The organism is Sphingomonas astragali (assembly GCF_051400615.1).
In the GTDB taxonomy this organism is placed as follows: Bacteria; Pseudomonadota; Alphaproteobacteria; order Sphingomonadales; family Sphingomonadaceae; genus Sphingomonas.
In genome coordinates this window covers 248,024-262,526 of sequence record NZ_JBLFFH010000002.1, presented here as the reverse complement: position 1 = coordinate 262,526, position 14,503 = coordinate 248,024, and the positions used below count along the sequence as shown (strand labels likewise).

The window sequence follows — 14,503 nt, the reverse complement described above, 5'->3', positions numbered from 1 at the left end:
CGTACCAGAAACACGAAACCCGGGATCAACCAGCGACCAGGCGGAGTTCCGCGGTTTCCAGCGTGGCCTGGGTTACGCCGGGGATCGACTGGATCCGCCCGAGCAGCTCCCGGTCGACCAGGAAGTCGCGGCCGAGCCGCAGCTGCGCCTCCCCGCCGGGCGCGTCGCACGTCACCATCACCTCGCAGCGGCCGGCGCGCACGCTGAGCAGGTCGGCGAGCGGCACCATCGCCTCTGGGGTGTCCACGCGCATCCGCAACAGCATCTTTGCCTGCCCCGCAACCGCATCGAACGGCCGAATCGACCGCACGGTGACGCGTGCGCTGTCCTCACCGGGCCGGCGGTCCAGCTCGACCCCGATCAACCCGCAACCGCCGTCACGCGCGGTATCCTCCAGCGCCTTGCTGACGTCGTCATCGAAGCAGGTCACCGGCACCTGTCCTGTGGCATCCGAGATCGTCGCCATCAGATACCGCCGCCCGCGCGCGGAGGTCCGCCAGCGCGCATCCTCGACCAGTGCGCCGACCGTGGCGCTGGTTCGCGCGCCTTCGGCGATCTCAATCTCGCCAAGCCCGACGATGGTCCGCGCGCCCTGCGCGGAGGCAAGATGCTGGTAGCGATCGAGTGGATGCGCAGAGAAGAAGAAGCCGAACGCATCCTTCTCGGCATTGATCCGCTCGGCCAGCGTCCAGCGTGCGCTCAGCGGCAGCTGGATCGCCGCCGATCCATGGTCCGTCTCGCCGAACAGGCCGCCCTGCCCGCTCGTCCGGCTTTCGTGCGTGTGCGCGGCGACTGCGAGGATGGTCTCAGCGACCGCAAAGATGCCGGCGCGGTTCGCGTCGATCGCGTCGAACGCACCCGCCGCCGCCAGCGTCTCCACCTGCCGCTTGTTCAGCATCCGCGGATCGACCCGCCGCGCGAAATCGTCGAGCGAGGTGAAATCCCCTCGCCGCATCCGCTCCTCGACCAGCAGCTCCATCGCCCGCTCGCCGACGCTTTTCAGCGCGGCGAGGCCGTAGCGGACCGCCAGCCCCTCCCCCACCTCCTCGACGCTGAACTCGGCCTCGCTCGCGTTCACGTCGGGCGGCAGGCGGTCGATGCCCAGCCGCTTCATGTCGTCGACGAACACCGCGAGCTTGTCGGTCTGCGCCATGTCGAAGCACATCGACGCGGCGTAGAACTCGTGCGGATAATGCGCCTTGAGCCATGCGGTCTGATAGGCGAGCAGCGCATAGGCCGCGGCATGGCTCTTGTTGAAGCCGTAGCCGGCGAACTTGTCGATCAAGTCGAACAGCTCGTTGGCCTTGGCCTCGGGGATGGCGTTCACCTTGGCGCAGCCCTCGACGAAGATCGCGCGCTGCGCGTCCATCTCGGCCTTGATCTTCTTGCCCATCGCGCGGCGCAGCATGTCCGCGCCGCCGAGCGTGTAGCCGGCGAGCACCTGCGCCGCCTGCATCACCTGCTCCTGATAGACGAAGATGCCGTAGGTTTCGGCGAGGATACCTTCGAGTAGGGGGTGGGGATAGACGATCGGCTCGCGCCCGTTCTTGCGCGCGCCGAAGCTCGGGATATTGTCCATCGGCCCCGGCCGATAGAGCGACACGAGTGCGATGATGTCGCCGAAGTTGGACGGCCGCACCGCCGCCAGCGTGCGCCGCATCCCCTCCGATTCGAGCTGGAACACGCCGACCGTGTCGCCGCGCTGGAGCAGCTCGTACACGCCCGGATCGTCCCAGCCGAGGCTGTCGAGATCGACGATGATGCTGCGCGCCTTCAGGAGCTCGACCGCTTTCTTGAGCACCGACAATGTCTTGAGGCCGAGGAAGTCGAACTTCACCAGCCCCGCGCTCTCGACGTACTTCATGTCGAACTGGGTGACCGGCATGTCGGACCGCGGATCGCGGTAGAGCGGCACCAGCTCGGCGAGGGGCCGGTCGCCGATCACCACGCCGGCGGCGTGGGTCGAGGAGTGGCGCGGCAGCCCCTCCAGCTTCATCGCCAGGTCGAGCAGATGGCGGACGTCGCTATGATTCCTGTATTCGGCGGCAAGCTCCGAGACGCCGTTCAGCGCGCGGTCGAGCGTCCAGGGATCGGTCGGATGGTTCGGCACCAGTTTGGCGAGCCGGTCGATCTGGCCATAGCTCATCTGCAGCACGCGGCCGGTGTCCTTGAGCACCGCGCGCGCCTTGAGCTTACCGAAGGTGATGATCTGCGCGACCTGGTCGCGGCCGTATTTCTGCTGGACGTAGCGGATCACCTCGCCGCGCCGGGTTTCGCAGAAGTCGATGTCGAAGTCCGGCATCGACACGCGCTCGGGATTGAGGAAGCGCTCGAACAGCAGCCCCAGCTTGATCGGGTCGAGATCGGTGATGGTGAGCGCCCAGGCGACCGCCGAGCCGGCGCCCGAACCGCGTCCCGGGCCCACCGGGATATCGTGCCCCTTTGCCCATTGGATGAAGTCGGCAACGATCAGGAAATAGCCGGCGAAACCCATCTGGATGATGACGTCGAGTTCGAACGCGAGCCGGTCGCGATAGGTTCTCACCAAATCGGGGTCGGCAATGTTCCATTGCCGGAGCCGTGCCTCGAGCCCCGCCACCGAGCGTTCGCGCAGCATTGCCGCCTCGCCATCGCGGTCGCCGGCGAGGCTCGGCAGGATCGGCTTGCGCTTGGGCGCCGCCACCGCGCAGCGCTGCGCCACCACCAGTGTGTTCGCCAGCGCCTCGGGAAGGTCGGCGAACAGCAGCTTCATCTCGCTCGCCGGCTTCATCCAGGCGTCGGGCGAACTCCTCGGCCGATCCTCGCTGGTGACGTAGCTCGAGCTGGCGATGCACAGCATCGCGTCGTGGGCTTCGTGGAACTCGGCCTCGGCGAAGCAGCATGGGTTGGTCCCCACCAACGGCAGGGCGCGCGCATAGGCAAGGTCGAGGAGGCTCGCCTCGGCGCGCGCCTCCAGCGGATCGAGCCGGCGGACGATCTCGATATAGAGGCGACCGGGAAACAGCGTCTCCAGCCGCGCTGCATAGGCCGTGGCGGCGTCGGTCTGCCCGTCGGCAAGCAGCTGGACCAGCGCCCCTTCCCTGCCCGCGGTCAGTGCGATCAAGCCATCGGTCAGCCCTTCCAGCGCGTCGAGCGAGACATGCGCGTCGATCTCGATCGGCCGATCGAGATGCGCCATCGACACCAACTTGCAGAGATTGTCGTAGCCGGTCTTGTCCTGCGCATAGAGCGCCAGCCAGTCGATCGGCGGTTCGATGCCTTCCGGCACCGGCCGCGCCACCGCCAGCAGCGTGCCGATGATCGGCTGCACGCCTGTATCGCGGCACGCTTCGGAGAAGGCCATCGCCGCATAGAGGCCGTTGCGGTCGGTCAGTGCGACCGCGGGAAAGCCCATCTCCTTCGAGCGCTTGGCGATCGCCTTGGGCTCGATCGCGCCTTCCAGCATCGTGTAGGACGAAAGGACGCGGAGCGGAACGAAACCCGAATGCGGCATGGATGGCACTATGCCAGCGGCGTGCCGGCATGGGAACCGCCCGCCCCTCCCCGACCGGCACGATATCCACAGCTTTCGCCGGCTCGCCGCTCAGGGAGCCGAAACGCTCCCCTCACGTTTGTTGCGGCATCGCAGGAGGAACGACGATGGCCGGCAGCACAACCGACGGCGTCCAGAGCGGCCCCGGCTGGGGCTGGATTCTGCTCTACGGGATCGTCTCGCTGATCCTCGGCCTGCTGGCGTTCGCCTGGCCGTTCGGCGCGACGCTGGCGGCGACCTTCGTCGTCGCCTGTTTCCTGATCGCGGCCGGCATCGCCGCGCTCGCCGCCGGCGCTTTCGGCCGAGGCCATGAAGGACGACTCCACTCGATCCTGTTCGGCCTCCTCTCGCTCGTGGTCGGCTTGATGATGGCGTTCCGCCCGCTGGCCGGAGCCTTCTCCTTGACGCTGCTCGTCGCCGCCTGGCTGATCGCGCGCGGCGTGATGGAGCTGGTCTTCGGCGTCCGCTACCGCCGCCACCGCTGGCTGGTGGTGGCGCTGGGCGTGATCGACGTGCTGCTCGGATTCTATGTGGTCTTCATGCTGCCGCTGGCGTCGCTGGCGGTGCCCGGCTTCATCCTCGGCATGAGCTTCGTGCTCGGCGGCGTGATCGCCATCATGCAGGCGCTCTCCCACCGCAAGGGCGCGGCCGCCTTCGCAATTCCCGATTAGAGCAGCTTCTCGATATCGGGCGCGATGTCCTCGGGCTTGGTGGTCGGCGCATAGCGGCCGGCGACCTTGCCGTCGCGATCGATCAGGAACTTGGTGAAGTTCCACTTGATCGCCTCGGACCCGAGGATGCCCGGCGCCTCCTTCTTGAGATGCCGCCACAAGGGCGCTGCATCGTCCCCGTTGACGTCGATCTTGGCGAAGACGGGAAAGGTCACGTCGTAGGTCAGCGAGCAGAAGCTCGCGATCTCCTCCGCCGTCCCCGGCTCCTGCCCGCCGAACTGGTTGCAGGGGAACCCCAGCACCGCGAAACCGCGGTCCTTGTAGCGGCGATAAAGCGCCTCCAGCCCTTCATATTGCGGCGTGAACCCGCATTTGGAGGCGACGTTGACGATCAGCAGCACCTGGCCGGCATAAGGTGCGAGCGTGGTCGTGCCGTCGTCGGCCGTGATAATCGGGATGTCGGTCAGCGCCGTCATTCCAGCCTCCCCTCATGCAGCCGCATGATACGGTCCATCCGCGCCGCCAGCCGCTCGTTGTGGGTCGCGACCAGCGCGGCAGAACCCTGCCCCCGCACCAGCCGCAGGAACTCCTCCAGCACCACGTTGGCCGTCGCCTCGTCGAGATTGCCGGTCGGCTCGTCCGCCAGCACCAGCGCCGGCCGGTTGGCGAGCGCACGCGCCACCGCGACGCGCTGCTGCTCGCCGCCCGAAAGCTGGCTCGGGCGGTGCGTGAGCCGCGCGTCCAATCCCAGCGCGGTGAGCAGCTCGGTCGCCCGCACCTCGGCATCCGGCCGCGTGGCGCCGTGGATGAGCTGGGGCAGGACCACATTCTCGGCCGCGCTGAAATCGGGCAGCAAATGGTGAAACTGGTAGACGAAGCCGAGCCGGTCGCGCCGCGTCGCGGTCCGCTCGGGGCTGGACAGCCTCGACACCTCGACGCCGGCGATGCGGATCGCCCCCTCGAACCCGCCTTCGAGCAGCCCCACCGCCTGCAGCAGGGTCGATTTGCCCGAGCCCGAAGGGCCGAGCAGCGCGACGATCTCGCCCGCGCCGACCGTCAGGTCGACGCCGCGCAGCACCTCGATCACCTGCCCGCCCTGCTCGAAGCTGCGCTTGAGGCCGATGGTCTGGAGGACGGGCTCACTCATAGCGCAGCACCTGCACGGGATCGGTGCTCGCCGCCTTGTAGGCCGGGTAGAGCGTGGCGAGGAAGCTGAACAGCAGCGCCATCGCGGCGATCCCCATCACCTCGAACGGGTCGGTCTTGGATGGCAGGTCGGTCAGGTAGCGCATCGACGGATCCCAGATCTGCTGCCCGGTGACGAAGCCGAGGAAGCCGACGATGTCCTGTCGGAAGATCAGCGCGATGAAGCCGAGCACCAGCCCCGCCCCGATCCCGACCGCGCCGATCGCCGTCCCCACGGTCATGAAGATGCGCATCAGCGCCATCCGCGTCGCGCCCATGGTGCGCAGGATCGCGATGTCGCGGGTCTTGGCGCGGACCAGCATGATCAGCGAGGACAGGATGTTGAACACCGCGACCAGGATCAGGATCGACAGCACGGTGAAGGTCACCAGCCGGTCGACCGCCAGCGCCTCGAACAGCTGCGAGTTCATCTGCCGCCAGTCGGTGATCTGGCCCGAACGGCCGACCTTGTCGGCGAGCGGCGCCAGGATGCGCTCGACATGGTCCGGATCGTCGGTGTCGAGCTCGACCATGCCGACGCTCTCGCCCATCAGCAGCAGCGTCTGCGCGTCCTGCATCGGCATCACCACGAACGCCTTGTCATAGTCGTAGACGCCGACCTCGAAGATCGCGCCGACGGTGTAGCTCACGATCCTGGGGACCGTGCCGAAGGGCGATGCCGGCCCCTGCGGGCTGATCAGCTGGATCTCGCTGCCCTCGGTCGCGCCGAGCGCGTCGGCGAGGCGGCTTCCCATCGCGATGCGCCCGCTACCGGGCGTCAGGCTTTTGAGCGAGCCGACCACGACCTTCCCGTTGAGCGTCGGGTTGTTAAGGATGTCGGGCACGTTCATGCCCCGCACCAGCACCGCCTCGACCCGGCCCGAATAGCCGGCCATCAGCGGCTGTTCGATCAGCGGGGTCGCGCTGATGACACCGGGTGTCGCCTTGGCCTCGGCCACGATCTGTCGCCAGTCGCGCAACTGGCCGCCATATCCCTGGATCACGGCATGACCGTTCAGCCCGACGATCTTGTCGAACAGCTCGGCGCGGAAGCCGTTCATCACGCTCATCACGATCACCAGCGCGGCGACGCCCAGCATCACCGCGACCAGGCTGATGCCGGCGACCAGCGCGATGAAGGCTTCACCCCGTCCGGGCAGCAGGTAGCGGCGCGCGATCATCCGCTCGTAGCGCGAGAGCAACATTCAAAATCCTCCCCCGCCGGAACGCGCGGGCTCGGCGCCGGTCCTAGGGAGAGTGGGCCTTCCGCGCAATCGCGCTGTTGCACGATTCACACATCCCGCGCGCAATCGTGATGCTGCGGCGCGAAGGGCAATGACAACTTCTGTCAACCAGCATAGGCGAATCCTCACTGAAGCGCAGGCAACGGCCGTGGTTCGGGGAGGCTTTGGTCCCGCTCATCAGGGAGGATGAGCGCGCGGGCCGAAGCTGAAAATCAAGGGGGCTGACGAGCTTTCGTCACGCGGACGCCCGGGCTGGAAACAGTCCGGGCGTTTGCGTCAAGGCGACGGCGCTGCGACGCGCACAACGCATCGGCTCCACCGGCCGCCCTACCCTAACCGCCCTTCGCCAGTCACTTGCGGTCGCGGCTTTCCTACAAGGATTTCTGCGGCTTCCATCCTCTTGAAACGACGACGAGGCGTTCCGATTTTACGTCCGTGTGGTGCCGTTGACGGGCCACGCCGACCTCCGGAGCGCCGCTTCGGGCTCCGGGATCGACGTTCAAACTGCTCCTAATGGAGGCTTTGAGATGCGTCAGTTCGATTTTGCTCCCTACCGCCGTTCGACCATCGGCTTCGACCGGCTGTTCGACCTGCTCGAGGCGAGCGCCCGCAGCAGCTCGAGCGACAATTATCCGCCCTTCAATCTGGAACGCGTCGGCGAGGATCATTACCGGATCACGATCGCCGTCGCCGGCTTCAAGCCCGACGAGATCGACATCACCGCGCAGCAGAACCTGCTGCTCGTCACCGGCAGGAAAGGCGATACCAACGACAACCACGACGCGCAGATGCTGCATCTCGGCATCGCCAACCGCGGCTTCGAGCGTCGTTTCGAGCTCGCCGACTTCATCCGCGTCGAATCGGCCGATCTCGCCGACGGCCTGCTCACCATCGAGCTGGTCCGCGAGGTGCCTGAGGCGATGAAGCCCAAGAAGATCGCGATCGGTGGCGCAACCGCGCAGGAGCCCGCGATCGAGCACAAGACCGCTGACGCGGCCTAAGCGCTAGCGGCGCCTTGCTCCCTTTGGCGCCGCAGCAGAGGCGTCCGGACCACCGGTCCGGGCGCCTTTTGCTCTTAACTCCCTCTCCCATCGGGAGAGGGAGGGAGCCGCGAAGCGGCGGAAGGGTGAGGGTGACCGCGAGTTGATAGGCGCCCGTCGCCCTCACCCTTCCCACGCCTTCGGCGCGGGCCCCTTCCCTCTCCCAATGGGAGAGGGAGTTAGACCAGCCGGCTCTGTTTCACCGCCGCTTCGATGAAGCTGGCGAACAGCGGGTGCGGGTCAAACGGCTTGGACTTGAGCTCCGGATGGAACTGCACGCCGACGAACCAGGGATGGTCGGGCCGCTCGACGATCTCGGGCAGCTGGCCGTCCGGCGACATGCCCGAGAATACCAGGCCGCCCTGCTCCAGCGCCTCGCGATAGGCGGTGTTGACCTCGTAGCGGTGACGGTGGCGCTCCGAGATCTCGGTGCCGCCATAGATCGAGGCGACCACGCTGTTGCCGGTGAGCTTCGCCGGATAGGCGCCGAGCCGCATCGTGCCGCCGAGGTCGCCGCCTTCCTCACGCTTCTCGAGGCCGCTCTCGCTCATCCATTCGGTGATGAGGCCGACCACCGGCTGGTCGGTGGGGCCGAATTCGGTCGACGACGCATCCTCGATGCCGGCAAGGTTCCGTGCACCTTCGATGCACGCCATCTGCATCCCGAAGCAGATGCCGAAATAGGGTATCTCGCGCTCGCGCGCGAAGCGGACCGAGGCGATCTTGCCCTCCGCGCCGCGCTCGCCGAAGGCGCCGGGGACGAGGATCGCATGGCATGGCTCGAGATGCGCGGGGATTTCCGTCTCGTCGCCCTCGAACAGCTCGGCGTCGATCCAGCGGATGTTGACCTTGACCCGGTTGGCGATGCCCCCGTGGACCAGCGCCTCGTTGAGCGACTTGTAGGCGTCCTGCAGCCCGACATATTTGCCGACGACGCCGACCGTCACCTCGCCTTCCGGGTTGAGTTGGCGATCCATGATGTCGTGCCAGCGCCGAAGGTCCGGCTCCCCGTCGGACGGCAGGCCGAAGGCGTCGAGCACCGCCCGGTCGAGCCCCTCGGCATGGTATTGCAGCGGCACGCCGTAGATCGAGGGCGCGTCGAGCGCGGGGATGACCGCGCTCGGCGGCACGTTGCAGAACAGCGCGATCTTGGCGCGCTCGCCCTCCGGCAGCGGCCGCTCGCAGCGGCACACCAGCACGTCCGGCTGGATGCCGAGCGCCGTCAGGTCGCGCACGCTGTGCTGCGTCGGCTTGGTCTTCAACTCGCCGGCGGCGGCGATATAGGGCACCAGCGTCAGGTGGACGAAGCAGGCGTTCTGCCGACCGACGTCGTTCCGAAGCTGGCGGATCGCCTCCATGAACGGCAGCGACTCGATGTCGCCGACGGTGCCGCCGATCTCGCACAGCACGAAATCGAGTCCGTCGGTATCCGTGCGGGCGAATTCCTTGATCGCGTCGGTGACGTGCGGGATCACCTGCACGGTGGCGCCGAGATAGTCGCCGCGCCGCTCCTTGCCGATGATCGTCTGGTAGATGCGGCCCGACGTCACATTGTCCGACTGCCGCGCCGACACGCCGGTGAAGCGCTCGTAATGGCCGAGGTCGAGGTCGGTCTCGGCCCCGTCGTCGGTCACATAGACCTCGCCGTGCTGATACGGGCTCATCGTGCCCGGATCGACGTTGAGATAGGGGTCGAACTTGCGGATGCGGACCTTGTAGCCGCGCGCCTGCAGCAATGCTGCGAGGCTCGCCGCCATGAGTCCCTTGCCAAGCGAGCTGACCACGCCGCCGGTGATGAAGATGTACCGCGCCATGGGAGTCACCGCATAGGGGCGAACGCCGCAACGGGGCAAGCGCCCGAATCGGCGCTGCCCGTTTTTTACGGCGTCAATCGCCGATGGTTACTGGACGAGCGGAACCGCGCCGTTGCCGGCGGCCGCATTGGCCTGGGCGGCGGCCGCGGCATTGGCGGCGGCGCCGGCAAGCGCGTCGTCGCCGGCCGGCGTCTGCAGGGGTGCGGTGGCGGCGGGCGGGGTGTTGCCGGCCTTGCGTGCCAGGCTCGTGTCGATCGTGCTCGACTGGCGGGTCGCGGCGAGGAAGGCGAGCGTGATGCTGAGCAGCACGAAGATCGTCGCCAGGACCGCGGTCGAACGGGTGAGGAAATCGGCCGCACCGCGCGCCGACATCAGGCCCGAAGGGCTGCCCGACGAGGTGAGCCCGCCGCCCTCCGACCGCTGCATCAGGATGACGGTGACGAGCAGCGCGGCGACGATCGCCTGGACGACGAGCAGAAAGGTGAACAGCATGAACCCGGCCAATGATTTCGTGAAAGTGCCGCCGACATAGGCGAGCGGGCCGTCCCGATCAACCGCACGGTCCGTCGCGCGCAACAAACATTTCGCGAACGCACTGAAACCACGCGGGCCGAGCAGCGTTAATCCTTGCTGAACCCGATGCCCGTGAGTGAATTGGACACCAGTGCCGTGAATGCCGTGTCGGATCAGTCGCTGTTCACCTGGATGCATACGCTGGTCGACTATGTCCGCTCGGGCGAGCCGGACCTCACCAATCGGCAGATGGCGCTGCTGCTGCTTGTCTATCTCGATCCCGGTCCCCATACCGTACGCGGATTGGCGCGCGCGCTGAACGTGTCGAAACCGGTCGTCACGCGCGCCTTGAATCGTCTGGGTGCGCTCGGCTATCTGCGCCGCCAACGCGACGATACCGACAAGCGCAACATCTTCGTCGCGCGCACGACCAAGGGGGCAGACTTTCTTGCAGAATTCGGGCAATTCCTCGCCGGCGACGCCCCGGCCGACGCCCCGCACCGTCACGTCCCCGACCACGCCCACGCGTAAGCGCTTCGCGCTTGCCGGGCGCAGTCATGCCTTCGATCCGCGCGTCGACGCCGCCCGCGGCGATCTTGCCGACCTCCGCCTCGCCGACCGGCTGTTCGCGCCGCATTACGCCGCCGCGATGACGCGGGGCGTGGCGCAGCGCGCCCCGGTCTATGCTGCCATCGGCGGGGAACAGCGCTCCGAGGTGCTGGCGGGCGAGACCTTCGACGTGCTTGAGCTGTCCCGCGGCTATGCCTGGGGCGTCAGCCCCGTCGACGGCGCGGCCGGCTTCGTCGCAGTCGACGCGCTCGGCCCGGTCGTCGCGCCGAGCCACATCGTGATCGGCCTGGGCATTCCCGACCTGCCGATGGGCAGCCGCATTGTGGACCAGGGCTTCGCGGAAACCGACATCCGCCCGCTCGACGCGCCGATGGAGGATTTCGTCCATGCCGCCGAGCGGCTGGTCGGCGTGCCCTCGGTTCCTGGCGGGCGGTCGGGCGCGGGCGTCGACGCCGGCGGTCTCGTCTTTCTTTCGCTCTCGCTGGCGGGCATCCGCGTGCCACGCTTCGTCGATCTCCAGGCGACAGTCGGCCGCGCGGTGGGCGAGGACGCACCGATGCTCCGCGGCGACCTTCTCTTCTTCGACGGCGAGGTGGCGATCGCCACCGACGAAACCCATGCGATCCGCGTCGCCGACCGGGTCGCGCGGGTCCCGATCAGCGATCTCGGCGCCATTTCTGCACGGCGGAGGCTCCCATGAAGCACAGCGTCTTCATCGACGGCGCCGCCGGCACCACCGGCCTGGAGATCCGCGAGCGGCTCGCCGGGCGCGACGAGATCACGCTGATCACGCTCGACGACGTCCAGCGCAAGGACCCCGAGGCACGGCGCCAGGCGCTCAACGACGCCGCCTTCGTCATCCTGTGCCTGCCCGACGACGCCGCGCGCGAGAGCGTCGCGTTGATCGACAATCCGCGCACCCGCGTGGTCGACGCCTCCACCGCGCATCGCGTGGCGGAGGGCTGGGCCTATGGTTTCGCCGAGCTCGAGCCGAGTCAGGCCGCCGCGATCGCCGAGGCGCCGCGCGTCACCAACCCGGGCTGCTACCCCACCGGCTTCCTCGCCCTCGTCCGCCCGCTGGTGCGGGCCGGGCTGATCCCCGCCGACTGGGCGCTCAGCGTCAACGCGGTCTCCGGCTATTCGGGCGGCGGCCGCGCGATGATCGAGGAGTTCGAGAAGGGTGCGGCCGAAACCGCCTGGCGCGCCTACGGCCTCGCCCTCGCCCACAAGCACGTCCCCGAGATGCAGCGCCATGCCCGGCTCGAGCACCCGCCGATCTTCATGCCCTCGGTCGCCGACACCTATCGCGGCATGGTGGTGGAGGTGCCGCTGCCGCTCCACGCACTGCCGCGTCGCCCGAGCATCGAGGCGGTGACCGAAGCGCTGGAGGCGGCCTATCAGACGAGCCCGATCGTTCGCGTCGTCAGCGACGCCCCATCGCTGATCCGCGTCGAAGACGACGCCGGCACCGACCGCCTCACCCTCCGCGTGTTCGGCAATGCCGAGCGGGGACAGGCCCGGCTGGTCGCGACGCTCGACAACCTCGGCAAGGGTGCGGCGGGCGCGGCGGTGCAGAACCTCAACATCATGGCAGGCCTCGATCCCACCGCCGGCCTCGTTCTTTAGACCTGCGCGGAAGGGTTGCCCCTCTCCGCCCAATCGCTACATCGCGCCGGCAGTCAGGGAGGGCCGTGAATGACCGAAGCCGTTGGCAAGCTGCTTTTGTTCGGCGCGACGGGCGATCTCGCCCAGCGCATGTTGCTGCCGTCGCTCTACGGGCTCCATGCCGACGGGCTGCTGCCCGAGAAGCTCACCATCACCGGCACCGCGCGGTCGGATCATGACGACGCCGGCTACCGCGACTTCGCCAGCAAGGCGCTCGACGAGTTCCTGCCCGCCGACCGCAAGGACAAGGCAGCGATCGCCTCCTTCCTCGATCGGCTGTTCTATCAGCCGCTCGACGCCTCCAAGCTCGACGGTTTCCCCGCCCTCGCCGGGAAGATCGGCGACGTCTCGGGCGGCCTCGCCATCTTCCTGTCGACGGCGCCTTTCCTGTTCGAGCCAACGATCAAGGGCCTCGATTCGGTCGGCCTCGCTGGCGGGACGGTGCGGATCGGCCTGGAAAAGCCGCTCGGCCACGACCTCGCCTCCAGCCGCGAGATCAACGACGCGGTCGCCCATGCTTTTCCCGAGGAGCGCACCTTCCGCATCGACCATTATCTCGGCAAGGAGACGGTGCAGAACATCCTGGCGCTGCGTTTCGGCAACTCGCTGTTCGAGCCGATCTGGAACGCGCGCGGGATCGACCATGTCCAGATCACCATCGCCGAGACGGTGGGGCTGGAGGACCGCGCCGGCTATTACGACACCGCGGGCGCGCTGCGCGACATGGTGCAGAACCACATGCTCCAGCTCCTCGCGCTGATCGCGATGGAGCCGCCGGCCCGCTTCGACGGCACCTCGATCCGCGACGAGAAGGTCAAGGTGCTGCGCTCGCTCCGCCGCATCGCGCCGGCCGAGGTCGGCCACCTCACCGTCACCGGCCAGTACGGCGCCGGCGCGGTCAAGGGCGAGATCGTCAAGGGCTATGACGAGGAGCTCGGCAAGGACTCCGCCACGGAGACCTTCGTCGCGATCAAGGCGCATGTCGACAATTGGCGCTGGCAGGGCGTGCCCTTCTACCTGCGCACGGGCAAGCGCCTGCCCCAGCGCCAGAGCGAGATCTCGATCCAGTTCAAGGGCGTCCCCCACTCGATCTTCGCCGAGCGCGGCGGGCAGCTCCAGCCCAACACGCTGGTGATCCGCCTCCAGCCCGAGGAATATGTCCGCCTGCTGGTGATGGCGAAGCAGCCCGGGCTCGACCGCGAGGGTATTCGCCTGCGCGAGGTCCCGCTCAACCTCAGCCTCGAGCACGAGTTCGCCGGCGCCCGCCGCCGCATCGCCTACGAGCGGCTGCTGCTCGACCTGATCGAGGGCGACCCGACCCTGTTCGTCCGCCGCGACGAGGTGGAGGCGCAGTGGCAATGGATCGACGCGATCCGCGCCGGCTGGATCGCCAACGACATCAAGCCCAAGCCCTATCCGTCGGGAAGCTGGGGCCCGTCCGCCAGCATCGCGCTCACCGAACGGGACGGCGTGACCTGGACCGAATAAGGGAGCCCGAGCGCCGCAGAGCCGTTCCCGTCACGCAGAAAGCCGAGGATACCGCATGACCGACGAAATCGAATGGTGGGAGTATGACGACGCGGCCGAGATGGCGGAGGCGGTCGCCGGCGACCTCGCCTTCGTGATCGAGAGCGCGATCGACGCGCGCGGGACGGCGGTGATCGCGCTCGCCGGCGGCAAGACCCCCCTTCCCATCTACGAACGGCTCGCGGAGACCAGGCTCGACTGGTCGCGCGTCACCATCGTGCCCGGCGACGAGCGCATCGTGCCGCTCGGCGACCCGCTGTCGAACGTCACCGCGATCGGCAAGGTCTTCATCCCCAAACGCGCCCGCGTCATCCCGCTGCTCAGCGCCACTGCGCCCGACTACAAGGCCGCCGGCCGCGCCGCCGACGCGCTGCTCCAGGACCTGCACTGGCCGCTCGATCTCTGCCTGCTCGGCGTCGGCGGCGACGGGCATTGCGCCTCGATCTTCCCCGGCCCCGATTACGACGAGGCGCTGAACGGACCCAAGGAACGCCGCGCCCTCGGCGTGATGCCCGATCCGCTGCCGCCCGAAGCGCCCGTCCCGCGCGTCACCCTCAGCCGTGCCGCCATCGCCTCCGCCCGCGCGCTCACCATCGCGATCACCGGCGATGCCAAGCGCCGCGTCGTCGAGGATGCGGTGAAGGGAGGCGCCTCCTCCCCCTATCCGATCGGCCGCATCCTTGCGGACGTGGAGCTGCCGGTCGATATCCACTGGGCGCCATGACCATCAACAAGTCCGTTC

At 68.0% G+C, this 14,503-nt stretch carries 13 protein-coding genes; 7 read left to right on the top strand and 6 right to left on the bottom strand.

Annotation, left to right across the window (positions count from 1 at the left end; translation table 11 throughout):
• Positions 1-25: 25 nt before the first annotated feature.
• Positions 26-3,493: a DNA polymerase III subunit alpha gene (gene dnaE / locus ACMGER_RS09515; RefSeq protein WP_436811911.1), complete on the bottom strand. Its 3,468-nt coding sequence runs from the start codon at positions 3,491-3,493 to the stop codon at positions 26-28.
• Between the two features lie 146 nt (positions 3,494-3,639).
• On the opposite strand from dnaE, the gene ACMGER_RS09510 reads away from it, so the two are divergent.
• Positions 3,640-4,203, top strand: a complete 564-nt coding sequence (locus ACMGER_RS09510; protein ID WP_436811910.1) for an HdeD family acid-resistance protein — start codon at positions 3,640-3,642, stop codon at positions 4,201-4,203.
• On the opposite strand, the gene ACMGER_RS09505 is transcribed toward ACMGER_RS09510, so the two are convergent.
• Genes ACMGER_RS09505 through ACMGER_RS09495 form a run of 3 tightly spaced genes read right to left on the bottom strand, consistent with a single transcriptional unit; the run spans position 4,200 to position 6,593 of the window.
• Positions 4,200-4,679 carry a glutathione peroxidase gene (locus ACMGER_RS09505; protein ID WP_436811909.1) on the bottom strand — a complete coding sequence of 160 codons (480 nt, stop codon included), beginning with the start codon at positions 4,677-4,679 and terminating at the stop codon, positions 4,200-4,202. The two genes, ACMGER_RS09510 and ACMGER_RS09505, sit on opposite strands and share 4 nt — an antisense overlap.
• A complete protein-coding gene (locus ACMGER_RS09500) occupies positions 4,676-5,350 on the bottom strand; it encodes an ABC transporter ATP-binding protein (protein WP_436811908.1) in 675 nt (224 codons plus the stop codon). The genes ACMGER_RS09505 and ACMGER_RS09500 overlap by 4 nt, the downstream gene beginning before the upstream one ends.
• Positions 5,343-6,593: a lipoprotein-releasing ABC transporter permease subunit gene (locus ACMGER_RS09495; protein WP_436811907.1), complete on the bottom strand. Its 1,251-nt coding sequence runs from the start codon at positions 6,591-6,593 to the stop codon at positions 5,343-5,345. The genes ACMGER_RS09500 and ACMGER_RS09495 overlap by 8 nt, the downstream gene beginning before the upstream one ends.
• 566 nt (positions 6,594-7,159) lie before the next feature.
• Between ACMGER_RS09495 and ACMGER_RS09490 the strand changes: the two genes are divergently transcribed.
• Positions 7,160-7,633: an Hsp20 family protein gene (locus ACMGER_RS09490; RefSeq protein ID WP_436811906.1), complete on the top strand. Its 474-nt coding sequence runs from the start codon at positions 7,160-7,162 to the stop codon at positions 7,631-7,633.
• A gap of 218 nt (positions 7,634-7,851) precedes the next feature.
• On the opposite strand, the gene pyrG is transcribed toward ACMGER_RS09490, so the two are convergent.
• Both pyrG and secG read right to left on the bottom strand, forming a co-directional pair.
• Positions 7,852-9,486 (bottom strand): CTP synthase, encoded by a 1,635-nt coding sequence (gene pyrG / locus ACMGER_RS09485; protein WP_436811905.1) that lies wholly within the window; start codon positions 9,484-9,486, stop codon positions 7,852-7,854.
• A gap of 87 nt (positions 9,487-9,573) precedes the next feature.
• Entirely contained in the window at positions 9,574-9,975 is a 402-nt protein-coding gene (gene secG / locus ACMGER_RS09480) for a preprotein translocase subunit SecG (protein WP_436812852.1), read from the bottom strand.
• Positions 9,976-10,191: 216 nt separating this feature from the next.
• On the opposite strand from secG, the gene ACMGER_RS09475 reads away from it, so the two are divergent.
• From ACMGER_RS09475 to pgl, 5 genes are all read left to right on the top strand, one after another.
• On the top strand, positions 10,192-10,530 hold the full coding sequence (locus ACMGER_RS09475; protein WP_436812851.1) for a MarR family transcriptional regulator: 339 nt from the start codon (positions 10,192-10,194) through the stop codon (positions 10,528-10,530).
• A complete protein-coding gene (locus ACMGER_RS09470) occupies positions 10,448-11,269 on the top strand; it encodes a C40 family peptidase (RefSeq protein ID WP_436811904.1) in 822 nt (273 codons plus the stop codon). The genes ACMGER_RS09475 and ACMGER_RS09470 overlap by 83 nt, the downstream gene beginning before the upstream one ends.
• Entirely contained in the window at positions 11,266-12,195 is a 930-nt protein-coding gene (argC, locus tag ACMGER_RS09465; protein WP_436811903.1) for an N-acetyl-gamma-glutamyl-phosphate reductase, read from the top strand. The genes ACMGER_RS09470 and argC overlap by 4 nt, the downstream gene beginning before the upstream one ends.
• A 69-nt stretch (positions 12,196-12,264) precedes the next feature.
• Complete coding sequence (zwf, locus tag ACMGER_RS09460) at positions 12,265-13,722, top strand: glucose-6-phosphate dehydrogenase (RefSeq protein WP_436811902.1); 1,458 nt, start codon at positions 12,265-12,267, stop codon at positions 13,720-13,722.
• A gap of 55 nt (positions 13,723-13,777) precedes the next feature.
• Positions 13,778-14,485: a 6-phosphogluconolactonase gene (pgl, locus tag ACMGER_RS09455; protein ID WP_436811901.1), complete on the top strand. Its 708-nt coding sequence runs from the start codon at positions 13,778-13,780 to the stop codon at positions 14,483-14,485.
• The last annotated feature ends 18 nt before the right edge of the window (positions 14,486-14,503 follow it).

Excerpts from the sequence above, each read along its gene's own strand:
- dnaE (WP_436811911.1), bottom strand. The coding sequence starts at position 3,493 with ATGCCGCATTCGGGTTTCGTTCCGCTCCGCGTCCTTTCGTCCTACACG.
- ACMGER_RS09510 (WP_436811910.1), top strand. The coding sequence starts at position 3,640 with ATGGCCGGCAGCACAACCGACGGCGTCCAGAGCGGCCCCGGCTGGGGC.
- ACMGER_RS09505 (WP_436811909.1), bottom strand. The coding sequence starts at position 4,679 with ATGACGGCGCTGACCGACATCCCGATTATCACGGCCGACGACGGCACG.
- ACMGER_RS09500 (WP_436811908.1), bottom strand. The coding sequence starts at position 5,350 with ATGAGTGAGCCCGTCCTCCAGACCATCGGCCTCAAGCGCAGCTTCGAG.
- ACMGER_RS09495 (WP_436811907.1), bottom strand. The coding sequence starts at position 6,593 with ATGTTGCTCTCGCGCTACGAGCGGATGATCGCGCGCCGCTACCTGCTG.
- ACMGER_RS09490 (WP_436811906.1), top strand. The coding sequence starts at position 7,160 with ATGCGTCAGTTCGATTTTGCTCCCTACCGCCGTTCGACCATCGGCTTC.
- pyrG (WP_436811905.1), bottom strand. The coding sequence starts at position 9,486 with ATGGCGCGGTACATCTTCATCACCGGCGGCGTGGTCAGCTCGCTTGGC.
- ACMGER_RS09475 (WP_436812851.1), top strand. The coding sequence starts at position 10,192 with ATGCATACGCTGGTCGACTATGTCCGCTCGGGCGAGCCGGACCTCACC.
- argC (WP_436811903.1), top strand. The coding sequence starts at position 11,266 with ATGAAGCACAGCGTCTTCATCGACGGCGCCGCCGGCACCACCGGCCTG.
- zwf (WP_436811902.1), top strand. The coding sequence starts at position 12,265 with ATGACCGAAGCCGTTGGCAAGCTGCTTTTGTTCGGCGCGACGGGCGAT.
- pgl (WP_436811901.1), top strand. The coding sequence starts at position 13,778 with ATGACCGACGAAATCGAATGGTGGGAGTATGACGACGCGGCCGAGATG.